Genomic DNA, 19,103 nt, shown 5'->3' on the forward strand with positions numbered 1-19,103 from the left:
CCGGAAGGCGTCAGCTCGGGTCCATAGCGAGTCGATGACCGGCGATGGCGGCGTATCGAGGGGCCTTGTTGCCGCCTACGTGAGTCGGAGTTCGGTCAGGCAGGTCGGCGCCTGCTCGCCGGTGGCGATTTTCGTCTGCCCGGTTTTGCCGTCATAGGTGATCCGCAGCGTGGCTGTGATGCCCTGGGGTAGCCAGAACCCCACGAACCCGTTGTCGAAGGTGGTCCGGGCCTCGTCAACCAGTACTTTGCTGTTCGTTTCGTCCACGATCTTCACCTGCACGTCTTGGCCGGCGAGTTCGCCCTTGCAAGTGGTGAGGGAGTGATGGAAGCACTGGTGCGTCTGGTTCGCGTACGGCGCCACGGACAGGTAGAACTGGCCATCGGGTATGTCGAGTTGGTATTCGTGTGTCCCGCTGGAGATCACCAGTTCGTGGGATCGAACTGAGGCTGTCAGCGCGGTCGGCCGTTCCGCGATGCTCAGCCGGTCGAGGTGGTCGATGAGTTCGACGGTGTTCTTGCCTGCAAGGCCATGGGTTGCGAGAAGCCCATCGGCCTGTCTGCTCGCTGAGGTTGCGGCGGAGGGTACGGCGCTCGGTGCGGTCACGGGATCGTCGGCCGTCACGCAACCGGCCAACAGCAGCGCGGACACCGTTGCGGCGACGATGAAGACTTTCCTTTTCACCCTCACCTCCGCTACCAGACCAGATCCATCGGATCGCTCCTCGTCAACGACGACTGACACGGCTGATGCCGTTGATCGAAAGCCGTAGAGTGCCCGGTCTTCACTTTGGCAGCGGTGTCCGACTCCGCTGTGGCGCCTCGACAGATGCGGAAGATCGAGGAACGACTCAACTCCCGTGCCGAGCGGGATGACCGGTGTGGTTCGTTACGGCGAACCCGGCATGCCCGGACACCGCCCCTCCGGTTGCGTGCAGCTGTGGATAACGGCGGTGCAGCTGTGGATAACATTGCTCGGTGCTATGTCAACTGATCTGGGGGTCGCGGGACATTTCAGCCGCACCTACGCGGGCCCGCCGAGGGGCCACTACGGGTAGGGCCCGCGTAGGGGGTGGTGTGCCCGACACCTGGGGGTTTGTGTTCGGCACACCGGGGCCGCCTGGGCTTGCGGCTTAGGGGAGCAGCACCAGGCGGGCAGGGACGCGGCTGGCCAGCACGTCCTCGATCGAGGCGTTGATGTCCTCGAGTTTGCGGGTCTCGTACAGCACCTCGGTGCGGCCGGCGGCGTGCAGCCGGAACACCTCGGCCACGTCGGCGCGGGTGCCGACGATCGAGCCGATGACCCGGATGCCCTTGAGCACGGTCTGGAAGATCGGCAGCGACATCGCGTTGTCCTTGGGCAGCGACACCAGGATGAGCCGGCCACCGCGGCGCAGCGACGCGTGAGCCTGTTCGATAACCCGCGGGTCGGCGGCGAGGACGACTGCGACGTCAGCGCCGCCGAGCGCTTCGATCGCCGCGACCGGGTCGGTGTCGGCGGCGTTCACGGTGTGCGCGGCGCCGAGCTGCCGGGCGAGGGCGAGTTTCTCCTCCGTGACGTCCACGGCGATGGTTTCCCCGCCGAAGATCTGCGCGTACTGCTGGGCAAGGTGGCCGAGTCCACCGATGCCGAAGATCGCGACCCGGTCGCCGGGGGTGACCCCGCCGACCTTGACCGCTTTGTAGGTGGTCACGCCTGCGCAGGTCAGCGGCGCGGCTTCGGCGGGGGCGATGCCGTCGGGTACCCGGACGACGTAGCGGGCATCGGCGACCAGGTATTCGGCGTGTCCGCCGTCGATCGCGTAGCCGGTGTTGAGCTGTGCCTCGCACAGCGTCTCCCAGCCGGTGATGCAGTACTCGCAAGTTCCGCACGCGAAGCCGAGCCAGGGCACGGCGACTCGGTCTCCGACGGCCGGTGCGGTGACACCTTCGCCGGCCCTCTCGACTATGCCCACACCTTCGTGGCCGGGGGTGAACGGCAGAGCCGGCTTGACCGGCCAGTCACCGCGGGCGGCGTGGATGTCGGTGTGGCACAGGCCGCTTGCTTCGAGCCGCACACGGATCTTGCCGGGTCCCGGCTCCGGGATAGGCACCTCCTTGATCTCCAGAGGCTGGTTGAACGCGGTGACCACGGCGGCACGCATGATGTGCTCCTTCCTTGCGCTTGCGTATCCATCGTCGTCCGGCGTGTCCCAGCCGGTCAGGGCCGATAGACCCGTAATCCGGGACCTGTAGATCATGTCGGTGAGTTCGGCGGCCGCAGGGCGGACAGCGACCGCCGAGTCCGCTGGACGTCCCCCGGATTCGCTGTTGCTATGCGACGCTGTTGTGGTTGAACGTCGGGTGGCTCCTCGCGAACCCCATGGTTGCGCTCTGATCGGCGTCAGCCGGAGAGCCAGTCATGCCGGCGTACAAGACGGTCACCCGGAGAGTCGGGGGGTCTCTCGGGTGGCCGTCTTGTACAACCGGAGGCTGGCAGCGTTCGGCGGAGTGGAGTTCCAAGTCGGCGGATAGACCGTGGGTCGTTTCCGCTCGAAGGGAACGATCCCGGCTGGCTGAGGACTCGGAGCGGCCGAGCAGCGCCCCGCTGGCGTGCGACCTTGACGAGGTCGCTGCTGCAGCGACCTGCGTTGTCCGACCGGGACGAAAGTCCCGGTATCGAGTAGTGGTTGCTCTTCTACCCAGCGATGCGAGCAGTGATGCTCGCAGCATGACCAATACCGGTGGAGTGCCACGGGACCCGGCCCGGCCCGCGGGTGTCGGTCTGATCCCACGCCTGTTGATGTCGCCGTTCAGTGGGCTGCTGCCGGATGGGCTGGTGGTGTTGCGCTACACGTCGTCGGCCGGGGCGCTGATCACGCTGCCGGTCCAGGCTGCCGCTACGACACCTCACGGTCTCACTTTTCGTGGTGGCCGTCGGGCAGGCGTCAACGAAGCGGTGGTGGCGGCACTTCCGTCGGCCGGCGCAAGTGCAGGTGTGGCTGTCTGGCACCTGGCACCCTGCGATCGGTCAGGTGAAGGACTCTGCTGCGGCTTTCGATGTGTATTGGCGGCGTTTTTCCCGCGCGCGTCCGGACGGTACGTGGGTTCTGGTGGAGTTGCGCTTCATTCAGCCCGCCACCTGATCCGGTGCCGCTGCGGGGTACCCGGCTACAGCGCCGGTTAATCGCTGTTGTAACCGTCGGCGAGTTCGTCGGCTTTGCGGTTTCGGCCATGGTCGGAGCTTTCACCGCGCGGGCATCTGCGGCGGTGATGCTGCCCGCCGTGTTGGCAGCAGGTGCGGTGGAGGGTGCGCTGCTGGGCGGGTCGCACGCGATCGTGTTGCGCCGAGCGATATCCGGTATCAGCTCGCGGCGGTGGGTCGGCGTGACGGCGGCCGCCGCGGTCGTCGCGTACGCGATCGGGATGCTGCCCAGCATGCTCGCCGGCCGCCTGTCGCAGGTGCCGCCAGGGCTGCTGGCCGTTGCCGTGGCCGTACTCGGAACCGTGCTTCTGGCGTCGATCGGGTTCGGGCAGTGGTTTGTGCTGAGGCGGGTGGTACGCCGGTCGGCGAGTTGGATCGTGATCACCGCGGTCGCCTGGACGGTGGGCCTCGGCGTGTTCCTCGGCTTCACGACGCTGTTGTGGCGCCCGGGACAATCCGTCGCCGTGATCACCCTAATCGGAATCGTAGGCGGTCTGCTGATGGCAGCTACCACCGCAACGATTACCGGAGATGGTCTGCGTCGGCTCCTCGCCCGCCGGTCGAGCGACGTGGTTGCGTTGTGATCAGAGCTGTCGGTTGTGACATCGCAGGAAGGCGCCTACGGGGTACGGGGAGCCTGTCAACGCTGGTCGGGCCGTTAGTCACGATCAGCGCTCCTGCCGGTCTGGAACCTGCTTAGGTGACATGGTGTGCGTCCGAACAGCGCTGTCCGACCGGCTGGCGCCGGTTACACCGGCAGGCGTCTTGCCGAGCGGACAATGCCGTCGGAATATCTGCCGGTTTTGCCGCCGTCCTACAGGGCACTCGTGATCACGGTGGTGCGCCGCGAAGGCTCTCCTGCGCTGACGCGCCGGGACCGGTTGGACGTGCCAGTATCTGCCAGCTCGGAGCCGGCAGGGGCCCGCGACGCTGTCGCTTGTACGGGAGGACACCCGATGAAGGAAGATGTGGACACCCGTCAGGTGCTGTTGAACGCAGCCCACGCAGCCCGGTTCGCGCCGTCGATCCACAACACCCAGCCCTGGCGGTGGGTCGTTCACGCCGACCGGATGGAACTGCACCCGGTGCACCGCCGGCAGTTGCAGTTCCAGGACCGTGACGGGCAGATGCTGTTGATCAGCTGCGGAACCGCCCTGCATCACGCGCAAGTTGCGTTGAGCGCCGGCGGCTGGCAGTGCGTGGTCGACAAGACCGTTCCTGGCCCGCTGGCCGTGGTCCGCATCGAGGGGCGGACTGTTGCCGATCCGGCAGCGATCCGGCTGCTGGAGCAGTTGCCGGTGCGGCACACGGATCGGCGGACGGTCAGCGACGAACCGGTCGCTCCCGCCGTTCTGGATGCGCTGATCGCGGCCGCTGAAGGAGTCGGCGTCCGGTTGCATCTGCTGACCCGGGACCAGGAAATCGACCTCGCTGTCTTGGTGGAACGTGCCCAGAAGACGGAGAGCGCCGACGAGCGGCTGCGGGGCGAGACAGCGGTCTGGGTCGGTGGTGATCGGTCCGACGGCTCCGGCATCCCCGACGCAAACCTGCCGGCGGCGATGCCGCAGACCACGGTCGCTGAACGCGATTTCGGCACTACCGGCACCCTCGCGCCCGGCTCAGGGCATGACAACGCCGCCAACTACGCGGTGCTCTACGGAACAGGCGACGAACCGATCGACTGGCTCCGTGCCGGTGAAGCCCTCAGCGCGGTGTGGCTGACCGCCACCGAGCTCGGTGCCGCTCTACTGCCGATGAGCAGCCCGATCGAGGTGTCGTTCACCCGCCATCAGCTGGATCGCATGCTCGGCGAAATCGGTCTGCCGTACCTCGTCATGCGTCTGGGCACTCCCAACCCGGAGTCCGGCGGTCCCGGCAGGACCCCTCGTCTGCCTGCTGAGCAGGTAATCGAGCTACGCGACTGAACTCTGCTCGAGACACGACACCGGCCAGGGTTTCGCCACCGGAGAGTCGTGGCCCTACGCGGAATCCGGGCCGGCGTCGAAGTCCGGGGCGACACTGTGAAGGCTTCGCGAAGCATCTCGGACACCATCGCGGTCGGGCGTGCCCAGGCCAAGAGGCCCCCGGTGTCGTTACCGCTGGCGCTGCCGGACCGCGTGCCGATGACCCTGACGTGGGCCGTCATGCGCATGCCGGAGCAGGATGCGGTCGAGCAAGCTCTCCAAGAGAGGTCCGGCAACCATCAGGACCGCCAGTAGAAGCAGGATGACGCCGACAATCAGTGGCCTCATGTCGTCCTCCTCTCGGCCGGCAGCGGCATTGCCCTGTGCGACCGCCCGCTACTGAGCTCATCCGTCATGGTGCGACGCCGGCACCTCAGCCGTGCAGGGCCATTCGGCCCCGTCCAGGGATGCAAGTACGGGACTTTCGACCCGGCCTTGTCGGCCCTATCCGCAAGGTCCGTAGGCGGGCACGCTTAGTAAGCAAGTGAACGGTCGATTCCAAGCCGGTGAGGATTGTGCTCACCGATTGGGGGTAAGCCGGGCGCTGGTCGAAGCCCTGTTTAAGAGGCTCGAATCCCTGCCACAGAGGAGTACAGATGAGCACCGCGGCCGCCAAGGTCAACCGGACTGGTCCGGCCAAGCCCGTCCGTGTGATCGCCATACTGCTGATGCTCGCCGGCCTGGTCATGGTGGTTGCCGGAGCCACCACGTGGTTCACCGTGCAATCTCAGCTTGCCGACGAGCGAATCACCGTCTCCGAGGACGCGGACTGGTTCGCCGGGGAGAAGATCGATGGCCCGCTTACCGCGTATGCGGAGGCGCAGATCATCGAGAAGCACGCGCTGGAGTCCAGCGGCGGCAAGACGTACGCCGAACTCGACCGTGAGGACCCGGCCCGGCAGACCGTGATGAACGGCTCCTTCCTGCGAGCCTCGCTGTTCACGTCGGTGGTCTCCTTCGGTATCGCCGCCATGGCGATGGGGCTCGGGGTCGTCATCGCCCTGATCGGCTACGCCCAGTTCCTGCTCGCTCGCAGCCTCGCTGCAGCACCGGAGGCGGCAGCCTGACACCGAGCATCTGCGCTTTGCTGAGTCCATCAGACGGCGCCCGGCAATCGGCGGGCGCCGTCTTTCGTCCCTCCTGAGGGCTGCGCGGTGTCCCCCGTGTGGCGAGTTGAGAACGGGCGGCGGGGAGCAGGCGACTGCGGTTATGGCCGAGAGCATTGGCGTGACCAACGACCGTAGTTTCGCTACGGAAGCGTAGCGTAGTCTCGAACGGTGACCACTACGTCGAGGCCGGCCGTCGAGCGCGTCCAGCCACCCAAGGCTCCGTACCGTGTTGTCAATCGCGTCATGCGGTGGTTGTTGTCCTCGCCGCGACGTGCTCAGGGCGTCGGCCGGCACCTGCTGCTATTGCACGTCGTCGGCCGTAAGAGCGGCCGTCGATTCATCCTGCCGGTGGCCTACCGCGCCATCGCCGACGGTCGCCTGCTGGTGCTGACCAGCTCCGGCTGGCGTGCCAACCTGCGCGGCGGCACTGACGTCGGCGTCACCATGTTTGGCGAGCGCCGCCAGGCGCGGGCCGACCTGGCGGAGGACCCGCAGAAGGTCGCCTCCACATACCTGTACCTCATCGAAGAGGTGGGCCACGAGAAGGCTGGCCGCCGCCTGGGCATCCGGATCAACGTGCCTCGTCTCCCGACGCTCGCCGAGCTGGAGGAGGCCGCTCGCCGCGACGGTCTCTCGCTGATCTATCTCACCGTAGACGGCCCGCGATGACCGGTCCGATCCTGGTTACCGGCGCGACCGGCAACGTCGGCGGTGGAGCCGCTCGGTCGCTGCTGGCCGCCGGCCTACCTGTTCGTGTGGCCGGCACCAACTTGGAGGGGCTCCGCGAACGGTTCCCCGGCGCCGAGACGGTACGCCTCGACTTCTTCGACGCGCAGACGTTCGATGCCGCGGTGGCAGGTACCAGCGGCTTGTTTCTCGTCCGTCCACCGGCGATCTCGCGGGTCGGTCCCACGCTCAATGCGCTGCTCGATGCCGCCGCCCGCTATTCCCGTGTGCACGTGGTGTTCGTATCGGTCGCCGGGGCGGACACCAACCGGATCGTCCCGCATCACCGGGTGGAGCAGCATCTGCGCGCGTGCGGCCTTGCCTGGACGATCCTGCGGCCCGGTTTCTTCGCCCAGAACCTCGCTGACGCGTACGCCGACGACATCCGCACGCAGGACCGGATCTACCTGCCGGCGGGACGCGGAAAGGTCGCCTTCGTTGATACCCGCGACATCGGCGACGCCGCTGCGGTGATCTTCGCCGCGCCCGACGTGCACCGGGGTGCCGCATATACCTTGACGGGTCCGGAGGCCGTCGATTTCGACACGGTGGCGGGGTTGCTGACCGGGACCCTTGGCCGCATCATCCGCTATCAGCCGGCCACGATCGCGGGCTACCTGCGGCATCTTCGCCGGCAGCGGCTGCCGATCGCCCAATGCCTGGTGCAGACCGTCCTGCACACCGGCCTGCGTCGCGGGCAGGCAGAACGCGTCGATCCGGCCCTGGCGCGGTTGCTCGGCCGGGCGCCGAGGACCCTGGCACAGTATGTGAGCGACCACCGGACATCGTGGCCGCCGCGATAGCTCGAGGAGGGCATAGTGACCGGGCGTACGGACCCACGGGTGCTGCGTAGCCGCGCCACATTGCTGAACACGACGCTGCGGCTGCTCGCCGAGCGCGGCATCGCGGCCACGACCATAGAGGCGATCGCCGAACAGTCCGGAGTCGCGAAGACCACCATCTACCGCCAATGGGATAGTCAGCCCGCCCTGGTCCTGGACGCGTTCGGCAGCATCCTGCAAACCCCCTCCGACCCAGACACCGGCTCCCTGCACGGCGACCTGATGGAGCTACTCACCGGCCTCGCCCGATCGTTGTCCACCGGGCCCGCCGCCGGCCTGATGTTCGCGCTCATCGACGCCGCCGAACGCGACCCCGCGTTCGCCGCCCTGCACCGCCGGGAAGCCGACACCCGACACAGTGTGATCGTCGCGGTCATCCGACGCGGCATCGCACGAGGGGAACTACCCGCCGGCACCGACCCGGCCGAGGTCCTGGACATGCTCGCCGGCCCCCTGTTCCACCGCAGAGCGATCTCCGGGGCTGTGGTCGATGTCGCCTATGCCGAGAGTGTCGTCAATCGTGTCCTCGCCGCGTACGGCGCCGCAGGCTGATCAAACACCAGCCGGTGCGTGAGCGCGGCGGCGCGGCGACCGATCACCGTAGCCGTGTTCTGCTACCGCCTGGATGACGTGCCGAGAATCGGCGCGTAGCCCAGCGGGTGCTCGCCGGCGACCGGTAGCAAGGGCCTTGGGCGTGTAGCGATGCCGCCCGGAGGCACTGCTCGCCTTGGGCGGCATCGCCGTGTGTGATGAACCTCAGCTCAGCGGGATCTTGACTCCGCCCGACAGGAACGAGTCGTGCAGTTCGATCGCGGTGAGCTCGGTGCCCTTGGGTACGTCGTAGACAAGCTGGCCCTTGACCTGGTTCCCGGGATTGATCTGCTCCAGGAAAGTGCTCGCGTCACCGGCGAGTGCCAACTCGGCTGCGCTGTCGTTGGAGTACTGCGTGCCCGCCGCGTCGTAGGCCTTCTGGCTGGTGCCGTCGAACGTCTGGGCCTCCTCGCCGATGTTCTTCACCGTGAGGCTAACGATGCAGTAGGTGCCCTGAGCCTTCTGGGCGAGGACCGACTTGCCGACGCTGGACTTGGAGCAGTCCAGCTTCGTGACGGTGAACTCGAACTTGCCGTCGCGGGCGGGCTTGCCCATCTCGCCCGGGACGGCGTTCTTGCCGGCGGCGTTCTCATCGAGGGTTTCCACGACCTCATTCGCCGCGGTTCCGAGGGCGGCGAAAATGCCGACACATCCGAGGACCATGACGAGGAAGATGCCGCCCACGATCCACGGCCACTTCTTCTTCTTGGGCGGCGGGGCTTGCATCACCACGTATTGGGGGGCCGCAGGGCCGTTCGGACCGGCCGGCGGGAACTGGTCGTGCTGAGGGGTTGTCACAGGTGGCTCCATGGACTGGTCTGGTTGGACTGTTGGTGGCGGGCCCCAGTCCGAAGCCCGGCCGGGAAGTCATTCAACCGGACGGGTCAGCCAAGATCACTCCGCGCTGTGGACCGGTAACGGTGGCGGTCGAGCGCGGCTCGTGCACTATTCGGCGGCCGTGCGGGAGCTTGACAGACGCTCATGATCAACTAAAGGTCAGTTCAAGAACCTCGTGATCTGCCTGTTACATGAGCATGTGTAAAGCCTGCTCACCGAGGCACACGCCGTCGCTGGCTCCTGCGGCAGGGCGATGTCATCGGATCGACGCGATCGCTTAGGCAGGCTTGCGGCGTTTCGCCTGACGGCCCTTGAGCCAGCGCGGCGGTGCCGCGCCTGCATGCTCTTCGCCTGTCGGGCCGCCCCAGAATCGCGGCTAGGAGATCAACTGTGAGCCGCTCGTCACCGTCAGCGACCGGGCTCCTCGCCGGCCGTGGACCGAGGTGCCGATACCAGCACCTACCAGGGCCATCGGCCCCTACTGCTCGGCGCTGCTTCCGATCATATTGGAGGTACGCCCGTCGAATCGGAAACGGACGACGACCTCGAGGAGGCGACCATGACCGTCAGCGATCTGGTCATCGAGCCGCAGGTGCACACTCACGGCGACGTCACGCCGGAAGCCGAGGACTACGCCCGAGAGAAGGTGATATCGGCGTTGCACCACGCCCCGGCTCCGTTGCTGCGAATCCGGCTGAACCTGGACGCTGCGGCGCCCGGACCCCGCATCGACGTACACGCCGATGTCAACGGAGTCGGTATCCACGTTCACGCTGTCGGCGAGACGATGCAGGAAGCCACTGACCTGCTGCAAGAGCGGCTGCGCTCGCGTCTGCGTCACATGCGCCGTCGTCCGGCACAAGGTCTCCGATCTCGAGCTTCGTGATTCCTGACCAGCGGAGGGCAGGCGTCGATCGGTCTGCCCAGTGACCCAAGAGCCACCGGCCACGGTGCGTGAATGGTTCGAAGCTGCGCGGTCGGCGACAGTCCGGCCGCGCAGCACTGTTTACAGAAGCTTGAGCGGGCCGACAGAGGGCTCGGCTCGTTGTCGGGGGGTATGCCGCGTCACTGTTCGGAGCGGCTCGAACCCGGGCCACGCTCATCAAGGCCGCGGTAGGCGCATCCCGGCGAGGGCGACAGATAGCGCGTCTGGCGGGTGTTTGGTCGTCGGCCGTTCGCTTGATGGGGCTGGGCAACTGCGCGACTGTTCGAGCGGGTCGGTTCCGCACAGCGGGTTCCGTCAGGGCGGTCAGCTGTACGAGCGGCCGGGTCGCCGATCGGCGACCCGGCTTGCTCCGCATGGCTGTTCAGATGAGCCAGCGGTTCTTGCGCACGACAGGCAGGCTGCTCCACCAGCGGCCGAGACCCCAGACGTGGCCGGCGTAGGTAAAAGCGGCGGTGATGGCGGCAAGTGCGTAGACGACGTGGTAGTCGACGAGCGGGTTGGTCGAGCCGCTCGGTTCGCCGGAGGCGGTGGTCTGAGCCAGCGGCAGTTCAGCGAGCCACATCATGGCCATCATCAGCATTGCCGCGACGGCTGCGATCCGCAGGCCGATGCCGAGGATCAGGGCCAGGCCGATGCCGAGCAGGCCGAGCATGAACAGCCAGTTCGTCCAGGTCTGCCCGGCGATCGAGTGGAAGAAGTCCTGGAACGGGCCCATCTCCACCGAGGAAAGGAAGCCCTTGGTGGGAGAGCCGCCGTTGATCCATGCCCGTTCGGTCGGGGTGGCGTATCCGAGCCCGAACATCTTGTCGAAGAACGCCCACAGGAACACGAACCCGGTGCTAATGCGCAGCACGGCGAGAGCCTTCGCGGCACTCTTAGTGATCATAGGGCCGGGCGCCTCGACGGTTTCGGGGTGAACCACAGGGTTCCGGCCGACGGTTGTCATCACTGCCTCCTTCATCGATACCTACAGTTCTAGATTGCGCTTACGCTGGCGACGGCGCCCGTGCTCAATCGCCTGTCGCGGCGGGACCAAAGTCCCTTCGATCTGGAGACGGTGACGGCCACGGCCCACCGATTCCGGCGGGCTGTGATGAGCGGGAGCCGGCATCTCGCGGTGGGAGCTCGAACTGCTGGCGGTGTCACACGGACATGGCGGCCCAGCGGACGACGCGGGTGTGCTGCGCGCGACCCGGTGCCGCGCGAGGGCCGCATCGCTCCCTGCGGTGAGAACGCCGTCCCAAGCGCTTGCGGATCGCCCGTCGCCCGAAACCGATACCGCTTGCTACGGCGGGCATGACGCCGGTAGTCGGAATGGGTGCCGACACGGTGCTGCTGGATGCCCGGTAGGCGTCGTGGATGGCACTCGCTACCGAAGCCGAGGTCGGGTTGTGTCCACCCTCCAACCGAGGCGTCCGGGCAGGAGCGGGGGAATGCATCGCCCCTGCCCGCGCCGTGGTGACTGGCGCGGATCAGGGGCGGTGCCGGACGGATTCAGCAGGACTGGTAGTCGACGGCCCTATCCAGGGCCTCGGTGACGTCACGGCGGGCCGTCGGCCGGGTCGTCTGCCCGTAACCGATGCGTAGGGCGATCTGCGGATACCCTGTGCGGCCCAGGGAACGGCGTAGCTGGTCGCGGGCGGCTGGCACCTCGATCGGCTGGGAGATCATCGACGCTGACAGGCCGGCGTCGGTGGCGGTGAGCAGGACCTTCTGCAGGGCCTGGCCGGCGACGATCTGGTCGAGGCGCCGATCGCTCGGGACGCCGAGGATGCCGACCAGGGGTTCGGGCTCGTAGTCACGGCCAGGAGCGCGGTGCCGATCGGCGAAAGCGCGTTGCGGGAGCAGATCCTGAGGTTCGGTGACGGGTGCGCCGGCGTGTGACGGGATACCGTCCGGGGCGGCGTCCGCGTCAGTCCACGTGATCATTTCGGCCTGGTAGTTCAGGTCGCGTCGCAGGACCCGGTCGGCGCTGTGGGCGATTTGCGAGAACCCGGCCAGCGCGGTCATCCCGACGAGCAGGTCCAGCCAGGCGTGTTCGCTGCGGGCGGCTTCGATCAGGCGGACCCGCACGTCGGCAGGTACCGGATCCGGCCAGAACGGTGCCCGGTGACTGTGCCGGCGCTCGATGGCGGCGAACAGGTCCCGTTCGGTGTAGGTGGGTGGCCGTTCGTGGCCGGGGGTGAGACGGGCGATCAGGTCGGGCCGTTCCGAGTCCGGGGCCATCAGCACGTCGGCGGGGCGGCCTGCGGCGGTCAGTGCCAGACGTGCGTTGTAGGTTGCCGCGCCGCATGCCAGCCGCATGGCCCACCCGCCGGAGTCGGCGACCTGCAGTTGGCGTGACGGGTCGGCGAGGATCTCGATGGCGCCGCTGTTGAGCCGGAACCGCCACGGCTGGCTGTTGTGCATCGACGGGGCGCGGACACCCGCCGAAGCGGCTCGGAGCAGGTCGGTGTCGTCATAGCCGTTCATGCTCGTACTCCCTTCAGCGGGGCCGGCAACCGGATGCGGGGCTGCGCCTGCTGGTGGTCGGTGGCCGGGCTGGTCCGGCCGTGGCGGTGGGTTGCGGCGTATATCGGGGTCTGGTCGCGTCGGCGTGCAGTCCCGTGCCGGGGCGTCCGAGTGACCGGTACGCCCTGAGGTTGATGATTTGGGCGGTCGGGCCGGCCCGTCGGTCTGCGAATGCTTCTCTTCACGGTGCCTGGAGCTCGGTTCAGTGGTTAGGGCCGAAAGGCCTGTCGTCGGCGGATCGGCCGAGCGTGACCGGGGGCGCGTAAAGCTGCGTCTGGCGCGGCAAGGCCGAATGCTGCGCGGTGTCCCGTAGTGGATGTGGTGAGTCGAGCGCGAAGCCACGGAATCAGCGGCCTGCCGGGCGGATGCCGCGAACGGTTCATTCTTGCTTGCTGGCCTGGGGCGCACTGGCACGTCCGTCAGGCCCATCAGCCCTGGTGGCGCCGGTGACGCAGGTGGTGACATGAATGCCAGAGATTCACTTGTGAACGCTGCGTGGGCGGCCTGTATTCGGCCGATCCTTGTGATCGCCGGCGGCTGCGAGATCGCGTGCCGGTCTGCGCGCCGACGTCTATCCCGCTGGTTGCGGTGTGACGGTGGCCAGACCACGGAGCAGAAGGAGGTGTCGGTCATGGATGGCACTGGAGTGGCCCGGGCGATGGTCGGCTACGACGGGTCGGTGCCGGCCGGCGCGGCGATTGAGGTGGGCGCGGCGTTGCTACCGGCCGGGCGGGCCTGGATCACGCACCTGTGGGCGCCGCCGATGGCGGACGAGGCGCTGCGCCGCCGGCTGTGGAAGGGGGCCGGTGGGGTCAACGAGTTCGTCGAGGCGACCGAACGTGAGGGAGCGGCGGAGGCGGACCGGATCGCCGCGATGGGTGTGACGCTCGCGCAGGCCGCCGGGTGGACGGCTGAGCCGCTGGTGGAACGCACCTACGGCGGGGATGGGCTGAGGTTCGCTGAACTGGCCGCCAAGTTCCATCCGGACCTGGTGCTGGTCGGATCCCGCGGGCTCGGTGGAACCAAGGCTCTCGGCAGTGTGGCGATGGCGACGTTGCACCATGCTCACTCGCCGGTGCTGGTGGTGCCGAGCGATCAGCAGCGCGCCGAGTGATGTGGTAACGGCGGCGATCGACACCCCGGTCCGGCGAGCCGGGTCGCCCACCTGTGCAGGCCCCTGTCCACCCGGGTGGACAGGGGCCTGCACAGGTCGGCGGCTGCCATCGGTGATAAGGCACCGGGCCGGCTCCGTGGACCGCGGTGAGGAAACGCCGCTGGCCTGGTTACCAGGACTTACTACCGGCGTGGCCCGATCGGATTCACGGTTGGGCGGCGTGTACGACGGCCACGGTGCAGGCGCTGTGGCGCAGCAGGTGCTGGCTGACCGAGCCGAGCAGCAGGCTGCGCAGGGCGCCGCGTCCGCGGCTGCCGACGACCAGCAGCTGCGCGGTGGTGCTGGCCGTTGTCAGGACGGCCGCGGGGTGCGCGACGACGGCCTCCGACTGAATATGCAGCGCGGTGAACTCGGTGCGGCACTGGTCGACGAGTTCGTCGAACGGGCGCCGTTCCTCGTCGGTGACGGCCCGGGTCACCAGGGGCGTGTCCTCCCACAGGCCGATCACGGGGCGCCAGGCCCGGATTATCCGCAGCGGCGCCTCACGGGACGCGGCTTGCTGCGCGGCGAAACGCACCACCGGCCACGCGTCTGCTGAGTCGTCTGCGCCGGCGACTACCGGTGCGGTCGCGGTGGTGGAGCCGCGGACTACGACGACAGGGCAGCGGGCGTGGGCGCTGATCGCGACGCTGACCGAGCCGAGCAACCCAGCCACTGCACTGTGTCCGCGACTGCCGACCACGACCAGCCCGGCGTCGGAGGATCGGTCGAGCAGTGCCTGCGCCGGATGGGCGTGCAGGGTGACGACCTCGGCAGGCACCGTCGGATGGGTCTGCTTGGCCTGCGTCAGCAACGTGTCGAGCGCGGTGGCGACCGTTCGCTCCCAGTCCCCGCCGGGCCATACGTCCGGTGCCGTCTTCACGTAGTCCGACGGGAGCCAGCCAGGCAGTTCGTGGGCGTACACGATCTCGACCGGTACGCCGGTACGGGCGGCCTCGTCGAACGCCCACACGGTGGCGGCGCGGGCGTCGTCCGAGTGGTCATAACCAACAACGATCTTCTTGGCGTTCATGGCGTACTCCTCTGCGATGCCGTCAACCCGTCAAGCCGATGCAGTGCCGGGTCCGACTCGAGCGCCGGAACACGGCGGACCGTCGATCGCAACTGCTTTGCTGAGGCCGGCGAGTTCCGCGGTGAGGCCGGCCTCGGCTATCTGTGAGGGCGGCCTCTGGTAGGACCGGTAGCACGGCCGAGCCCCGATCGAACCCGTTCTGTCGTTACCGTTGGCGTCGGCGACGAACGATGTGGACCGGGCAGTCGGCGTGGTGCAGCAGTTGCAGACCGGTGGAGCCGAGCAGCGTGCCGGCAAGCGCGCCATGCCCATGGCTGCCGACGATGACCAACCGGGCGCTGTGCGACACCCCGGTCAGGACCGCGGCAGCGCTGTCGTGCGACAGCAGCGTTTCGACCGGCACGCCGGGGTACTTGTCGCGCCACGGCGCCACCTGAGCCAGTAGCCGGTCCCGTTCCTCGGCATCCTGTTCTGGGCTGTGCACCTGCGTCGCCGCGATGGGCGCGAGGTACAGTGCGGCCGCCGGCAGGTAGGTTCGGATCACGGTCAGGCCGCATCCGGCGGTGGCCGCCGCGTCGAAGGCGGTCTCCAGGGCCGCATCGGCGGAGTCCGAGTCGTCGACACCGGCCACGATCGGTCCCTCGGCCACGTCAGCGCGGCCGCGGACTACGACGACCGGGCAGGAGGCGTGGGTGGCTGCCCGTTGGCTGACGGAGCCCAGCAGCAGCCCGGCGAATCCGCCGCGTCCCCGATGGCCGACCACCAGCAGGTCCGCGTCCTCGATGTCGATCAGCCGGGCCGCCGGGTTGCCGATCAACACATCCGTTTCGATCCCGATGCCCGGCGCGACGTCGAGGGCCGTGCGCGCAGCGGACGCTGGCACACGTTCGGCGAGCCGGCGAGCGGTCTCGAACCGCGTGCCGCCGAAGTCGTAACGGTTGCTGTTCCAGTCCCAGTCCAGGACGTGAACGATGCGCAGCGGCACACCCCGATGTTCAGCCTCCCGGGCTGCCCACCTCAGTGCCGCGGTACTCATGTCGGTGCCGTCGACGCCGATGATGATCGGACGCTCGCTCATGGCTCCTCCCTGACTTCGTTGTCTCCTCTCATCGTCATGCCGGTCGATGTCTTCGTGGCAGGGTAGAAGGTCCCGGCCGTTCAGGTCCCCGGCCCTGCGGCACCGCTCTCAAGGCAGGGCCGCAAACGAGGCCCGGAAACGGCGCTACCAGCTCCTACGGGGTCGGGCACGCGTTCCGACCGTCCCGGCTGAGGAGGTATTTCGGCCCTGACCCGCCGACCGAACCGCTGCCTACTCTCGGCGTGGAAGGAGGCCGGCAATGAAGACCTGGCGTGTGGACGATGTGATGACTACTGAGGTGATCTCGGTTGCCGAGAGCGCGCCTTACCGGGAGATCGTGGATCTGCTGACCCGGCACCGGTGCAGCGCAGTCCCGGTCGTCGACTACTTCGGCCGCGTGATCGGCATGGTCTCCGAGGCGGACCTGCTCCGCAAAATCGAGTATGCGGGTGCGGACGAGCCGCGCCCGTTCGAAGGCCGGCGGCGCCGCGGTGAGCGGATCAAAGCGTCCGCCCAGACCGCTGCGGACCTGATGACCGCTCCGGTCGTCGAGGCGATGCGGGGCACGACGATCGCGGCTGCGGCGCGCCGAATGGATCAGGAAAAGGTCAAGAGGCTGCCGGTGGTCGATGATCTCGGCCGTCTGATCGGCATCGTGTCCCGCAGTGACCTGTTAAAGGTGCATCTGCGCTCGGACGAAGACATCCACGCCGACGTGCAGGCGTCCGTGCTGAAGCCGATCATCCTTGACGGCGGCATCGCCGTACGGACGGTAGTTGACGCCGGCGTCGTCACATTTACCGGGCAGGTCGACCGCTGGTCGACCGCGGACATCGCGGACCGGCTCACCCGGCTCATCCCCGGGGTCGTCGAGGTCGTCAACAAGCTCGACTACCAGTACGACGACCGCAACCAGCTGCACCCACGCATGGGAGCCGTCGCCGGATAGCGGCGTCCGCCGCGAAGGAGTTCTGAACCGGACAGGATGCATATCGCAGGTCAAGCCGTCAATAACGACACCGTTACCAAGCTGATCGACGCGCAGATCCTTGCTGGCTCGAGATCCGTAGGCGGGCACCGTCAAGGCTTGTCTCCGCGGTGACGCGCTGTCTGTCCGTGGCCCGGTCCGTCAGGATCGAGCGCAAGCGGCAGCGGCGTCGTCGTCGGCAGTCATCGGAGGCTGCCTCGCCTTCGCGGGTGGGGCCAGCGGTTCGCTTTGACGGGACCTTCGGCCCTGCCGCGATCTGGCGGAAATAGGTGAATATTGGGCGGTAAGGTGCGGCCTTGTTCGACCGCCTCGTCGAGTCTTGCCGATGTCGGGAATGGCTGCATTGTGTGAGCCGCGGATTCGAGGATGTGTCCGGTATGGGTGGGCGGGTAGTGCTGGTGCGTACCGCGCTGGCGATCGTGGTGACAGCAACGGTCCTGTTCAGCGGGGTCGGCGCGGTGGCGGGATGGTGGTTCTGCCGGGATCAGCGGTATGGCGATGCGTCGGTGGAGGCGGGATTCGCCCGCGACATGTCGACGCATCATTCGCAGGCGGTGGAGTTGGGGATGCTGGCGCATGCCCGGTCGCCGCAGACGAAGCTGGGCGTGCTGGGTGGGGACATCGCCCTGACGCAGCATGGGCAGATCGGGACCATGCAGGCGTGGTTGCGTGAGTGGGGGCTGCAGCCCACCGGTGAGCAGCCCGCGATGGCGTGGATGAGTCACACCCCGCATTCGTCGAGCGGCCTGATGCCCGGCATGGCCAGCCGGGAGGAACTCGACCGGCTGCGGGCCGCCTCCGGCCGTGACTTCGAAGTGCTGTGGGCGCAACTGATGTTGCGGCATCATCTCGGCGGTATCGAGATGGCCGAGGCGGCACTACAGCGCAGCGACGACGAGGACGTGCGCTGGCTCGCTGGAGCGATGAAGGCCGGCCAGCAGTCGGAGATCAACGCGCTGGAAGATGTCTTGAACGGCCACGGAGCCAAGCCGCTGTAGGTCCTCGCTGGATCGTTTTGTCGGGTCTGGGAAAGACCGGGGTGCTGGCAAAAGGTTCACGACGGTGTTGATCAGTTTCGACCGAGTCAGGCGCTGACTTCGAGGCCGACTCGGCGATGCCGGCCAGGAACCATCCTGCCTGCCCGACTAGGCCGTGTTTCGTAGTGCGTCGACTTGTCGCGTGGTTCCAGCTTGTCGACCAGCTGCGCAACGTCCCCGACGGCAGCTTGACCGGTCTCACCTGCACCGTTGCGCCTGGTGCCTGCGCCTCGGAGCCTGCTGCGAACCGGCCTTCTGATGTTTGTCGGACCCTTCAGGCACAATGCCCGGCCATGGATGTACGACAGGAGTTTCGGGGCGCGGCCCGGGAAAAGGGCGTGCCGGTGGAGCAGATCGAGCGTTGGGTGCGGCTAGCCCGACCACAGACGGAGCTGGTTCCGGAGGGCGACGGCCTGCCCGTGGCCGGTCGGTTCGGCGGGCTCGCGGCGTTGCCGGCGGGCGAACCGTGGCCTGCCGGGCAGTGTCTCGTGTTGACGCTCGACCTCGCCGCGATTCCCTCGCACGGGCACGACCTTGACCTGCCGGCCGACGGGTCGCTGCTGTTCTTTGTCGAGCCGGACTTCACGCCCAACAAGTGCCGGATCGTTCATGTGCCGGCCGGCACTCCGGTAATCGAGCATCCGCACCCCGGGGTGCCGGTCTTCGATCCGATTCTGCTGCATGCTCGTGCCGGCTGGAGCCTTCCGGAGCACGAGCACGAGGTGCCGTTCGACCTTCGCTTGGACGACGAGGTCGAGGAGGCGATCGAAGAGGTTATGTGGTACCTGGAGGACAACGATTACGAGTTCTCCCTCGGCGGTTACGGCGCCGCCAGCACCGGTGGCGCGGACAACCCCATCCTCAACGCGAACGAGCACATCGTGCTAGCCACCGTCTGGCTGGACGAGGGGCAGGTGGGTGACGCGTTCGGCGAGACGCTGATTGTGGTCAACTTCATGATCAAGCATGCGGATCTGGCCGAGCGCGCCTTCGACCGGATCTGGCTGATGTGGGCTTGACCCGATTCGACGGACAGGGTCGATGAGTTGATCTTCACGCTACCTTGAGGGCGGGTAGCGGGGCGAGGCTGGTGCCCGTCTCGTAG

Annotated in this window: 18 protein-coding genes; 11 read left to right on the forward strand and 7 right to left on the reverse strand. The window is 67.6% G+C overall.

Annotation, left to right across the window (positions count from 1 at the left end):
• Positions 1-75: 75 nt before the first annotated feature.
• On the reverse strand, positions 76-684 hold the full coding sequence (locus AB0F81_RS20315; protein WP_360199397.1) for a CueP family metal-binding protein: 609 nt from the start codon (positions 682-684) through the stop codon (positions 76-78).
• A gap of 448 nt (positions 685-1,132) precedes the next feature.
• Complete coding sequence (locus tag AB0F81_RS20320) at positions 1,133-2,143, reverse strand: zinc-dependent alcohol dehydrogenase (RefSeq protein WP_360199399.1); 1,011 nt, start codon at positions 2,141-2,143, stop codon at positions 1,133-1,135.
• A gap of 985 nt (positions 2,144-3,128) precedes the next feature.
• Between AB0F81_RS20320 and AB0F81_RS20325 the strand changes: the two genes are divergently transcribed.
• The 6 genes from AB0F81_RS20325 to AB0F81_RS20350 all read left to right on the forward strand — a co-directional run bounded on the left by AB0F81_RS20325 (position 3,129) and on the right by AB0F81_RS20350 (position 8,376).
• On the forward strand, positions 3,129-3,767 hold the full coding sequence (locus AB0F81_RS20325) for a hypothetical protein (protein ID WP_360199401.1): 639 nt from the start codon (positions 3,129-3,131) through the stop codon (positions 3,765-3,767).
• A 372-nt stretch (positions 3,768-4,139) separates the two neighbouring features.
• Complete coding sequence (locus AB0F81_RS20330; RefSeq protein WP_360199403.1) at positions 4,140-5,108, forward strand: nitroreductase; 969 nt, start codon at positions 4,140-4,142, stop codon at positions 5,106-5,108.
• 635 nt (positions 5,109-5,743) lie between these two features.
• Complete coding sequence (locus AB0F81_RS20335) at positions 5,744-6,214, forward strand: aromatic ring-opening dioxygenase LigA (protein ID WP_360199405.1); 471 nt, start codon at positions 5,744-5,746, stop codon at positions 6,212-6,214.
• A 210-nt stretch (positions 6,215-6,424) separates the two neighbouring features.
• Entirely contained in the window at positions 6,425-6,925 is a 501-nt protein-coding gene (locus AB0F81_RS20340; protein WP_360199407.1) for a nitroreductase/quinone reductase family protein, read from the forward strand.
• Positions 6,922-7,785, forward strand: coding sequence for an SDR family oxidoreductase (locus AB0F81_RS20345; protein WP_360199409.1), 864 nt, complete (start codon positions 6,922-6,924; stop codon positions 7,783-7,785). The genes AB0F81_RS20340 and AB0F81_RS20345 overlap by 4 nt, the downstream gene beginning before the upstream one ends.
• Before the next feature lie 39 nt (positions 7,786-7,824).
• Positions 7,825-8,376 carry a TetR/AcrR family transcriptional regulator gene (locus AB0F81_RS20350; RefSeq protein WP_360199411.1) on the forward strand — a complete coding sequence of 184 codons (552 nt, stop codon included), beginning with the start codon at positions 7,825-7,827 and terminating at the stop codon, positions 8,374-8,376.
• 204 nt (positions 8,377-8,580) lie between these two features.
• Here the strand turns inward: AB0F81_RS20350 and AB0F81_RS20355 are convergent, their stop codons facing one another.
• The gene (locus tag AB0F81_RS20355) at positions 8,581-9,213 is read right to left on the reverse strand and encodes a DUF4352 domain-containing protein (protein ID WP_360199413.1); all 633 of its coding nucleotides are present in this window, start codon (positions 9,211-9,213) and stop codon (positions 8,581-8,583) included.
• Between the two features lie 598 nt (positions 9,214-9,811).
• Between AB0F81_RS20355 and AB0F81_RS20360 the strand changes: the two genes are divergently transcribed.
• Entirely contained in the window at positions 9,812-10,138 is a 327-nt protein-coding gene (locus tag AB0F81_RS20360; RefSeq protein ID WP_328465785.1) for an HPF/RaiA family ribosome-associated protein, read from the forward strand.
• Between the two features lie 421 nt (positions 10,139-10,559).
• Here AB0F81_RS20360 and AB0F81_RS20365 read toward each other — a convergent pair whose 3' ends face one another.
• Both AB0F81_RS20365 and AB0F81_RS20370 read right to left on the reverse strand, forming a co-directional pair.
• Positions 10,560-11,144, reverse strand: a complete 585-nt coding sequence (locus AB0F81_RS20365; protein ID WP_328465787.1) for a DoxX family membrane protein — start codon at positions 11,142-11,144, stop codon at positions 10,560-10,562.
• Positions 11,145-11,692: 548 nt separating this feature from the next.
• Entirely contained in the window at positions 11,693-12,670 is a 978-nt protein-coding gene (locus AB0F81_RS20370; protein WP_328465789.1) for a nitroreductase, read from the reverse strand.
• A gap of 670 nt (positions 12,671-13,340) precedes the next feature.
• On the opposite strand from AB0F81_RS20370, the gene AB0F81_RS20375 reads away from it, so the two are divergent.
• Positions 13,341-13,823, forward strand: a complete 483-nt coding sequence (locus tag AB0F81_RS20375; protein ID WP_328465791.1) for a universal stress protein — start codon at positions 13,341-13,343, stop codon at positions 13,821-13,823.
• Positions 13,824-14,028: 205 nt separating this feature from the next.
• Here AB0F81_RS20375 and AB0F81_RS20380 read toward each other — a convergent pair whose 3' ends face one another.
• Positions 14,029-14,895 carry a universal stress protein gene (locus AB0F81_RS20380; protein WP_360199417.1) on the reverse strand — a complete coding sequence of 289 codons (867 nt, stop codon included), beginning with the start codon at positions 14,893-14,895 and terminating at the stop codon, positions 14,029-14,031.
• A gap of 205 nt (positions 14,896-15,100) precedes the next feature.
• Entirely contained in the window at positions 15,101-15,973 is an 873-nt protein-coding gene (locus tag AB0F81_RS20385; protein WP_360199419.1) for a universal stress protein, read from the reverse strand.
• A 286-nt stretch (positions 15,974-16,259) separates the two neighbouring features.
• On the opposite strand from AB0F81_RS20385, the gene AB0F81_RS20390 reads away from it, so the two are divergent.
• The 3 genes from AB0F81_RS20390 to AB0F81_RS20400 all read left to right on the forward strand — a co-directional run bounded on the left by AB0F81_RS20390 (position 16,260) and on the right by AB0F81_RS20400 (position 19,017).
• On the forward strand, positions 16,260-16,922 hold the full coding sequence (locus AB0F81_RS20390) for a CBS domain-containing protein (RefSeq protein ID WP_360199425.1): 663 nt from the start codon (positions 16,260-16,262) through the stop codon (positions 16,920-16,922).
• A gap of 335 nt (positions 16,923-17,257) precedes the next feature.
• Entirely contained in the window at positions 17,258-17,959 is a 702-nt protein-coding gene (locus tag AB0F81_RS20395) for a DUF305 domain-containing protein (RefSeq protein ID WP_360199421.1), read from the forward strand.
• Positions 17,960-18,291: 332 nt separating this feature from the next.
• Positions 18,292-19,017 (forward strand): DUF1963 domain-containing protein, encoded by a 726-nt coding sequence (locus AB0F81_RS20400; protein ID WP_360199423.1) that lies wholly within the window; start codon positions 18,292-18,294, stop codon positions 19,015-19,017.
• The last annotated feature ends 86 nt before the right edge of the window (positions 19,018-19,103 follow it).

The organism is Actinoplanes sp. NPDC024001 (assembly GCF_040638955.1).
GTDB lineage: Bacteria > Actinomycetota > Actinomycetes > Mycobacteriales > Micromonosporaceae > Actinoplanes.

What these genes read in the sequence shown, in the direction of transcription:
- AB0F81_RS20320 (WP_360199399.1), bottom strand. Translation starts at nt 2,143, where the DNA reads ATGCGTGCCGCCGTGGTCACCGCGTTCAACCAGCCTCTGGAGATCAAG.
- AB0F81_RS20330 (WP_360199403.1), top strand. Translation starts at nt 4,140, where the DNA reads ATGAAGGAAGATGTGGACACCCGTCAGGTGCTGTTGAACGCAGCCCAC.
- AB0F81_RS20335 (WP_360199405.1), top strand. Translation starts at nt 5,744, where the DNA reads ATGAGCACCGCGGCCGCCAAGGTCAACCGGACTGGTCCGGCCAAGCCC.
- AB0F81_RS20345 (WP_360199409.1), top strand. Translation starts at nt 6,922, where the DNA reads ATGACCGGTCCGATCCTGGTTACCGGCGCGACCGGCAACGTCGGCGGT.
- AB0F81_RS20360 (WP_328465785.1), top strand. Translation starts at nt 9,812, where the DNA reads ATGACCGTCAGCGATCTGGTCATCGAGCCGCAGGTGCACACTCACGGC.
- AB0F81_RS20365 (WP_328465787.1), bottom strand. Translation starts at nt 11,144, where the DNA reads ATGACAACCGTCGGCCGGAACCCTGTGGTTCACCCCGAAACCGTCGAG.
- AB0F81_RS20370 (WP_328465789.1), bottom strand. Translation starts at nt 12,670, where the DNA reads ATGAACGGCTATGACGACACCGACCTGCTCCGAGCCGCTTCGGCGGGT.
- AB0F81_RS20375 (WP_328465791.1), top strand. Translation starts at nt 13,341, where the DNA reads ATGGATGGCACTGGAGTGGCCCGGGCGATGGTCGGCTACGACGGGTCG.
- AB0F81_RS20380 (WP_360199417.1), bottom strand. Translation starts at nt 14,895, where the DNA reads ATGAACGCCAAGAAGATCGTTGTTGGTTATGACCACTCGGACGACGCC.
- AB0F81_RS20385 (WP_360199419.1), bottom strand. Translation starts at nt 15,973, where the DNA reads ATGAGCGAGCGTCCGATCATCATCGGCGTCGACGGCACCGACATGAGT.
- AB0F81_RS20390 (WP_360199425.1), top strand. Translation starts at nt 16,260, where the DNA reads ATGACTACTGAGGTGATCTCGGTTGCCGAGAGCGCGCCTTACCGGGAG.
- AB0F81_RS20400 (WP_360199423.1), top strand. Translation starts at nt 18,292, where the DNA reads ATGGATGTACGACAGGAGTTTCGGGGCGCGGCCCGGGAAAAGGGCGTG.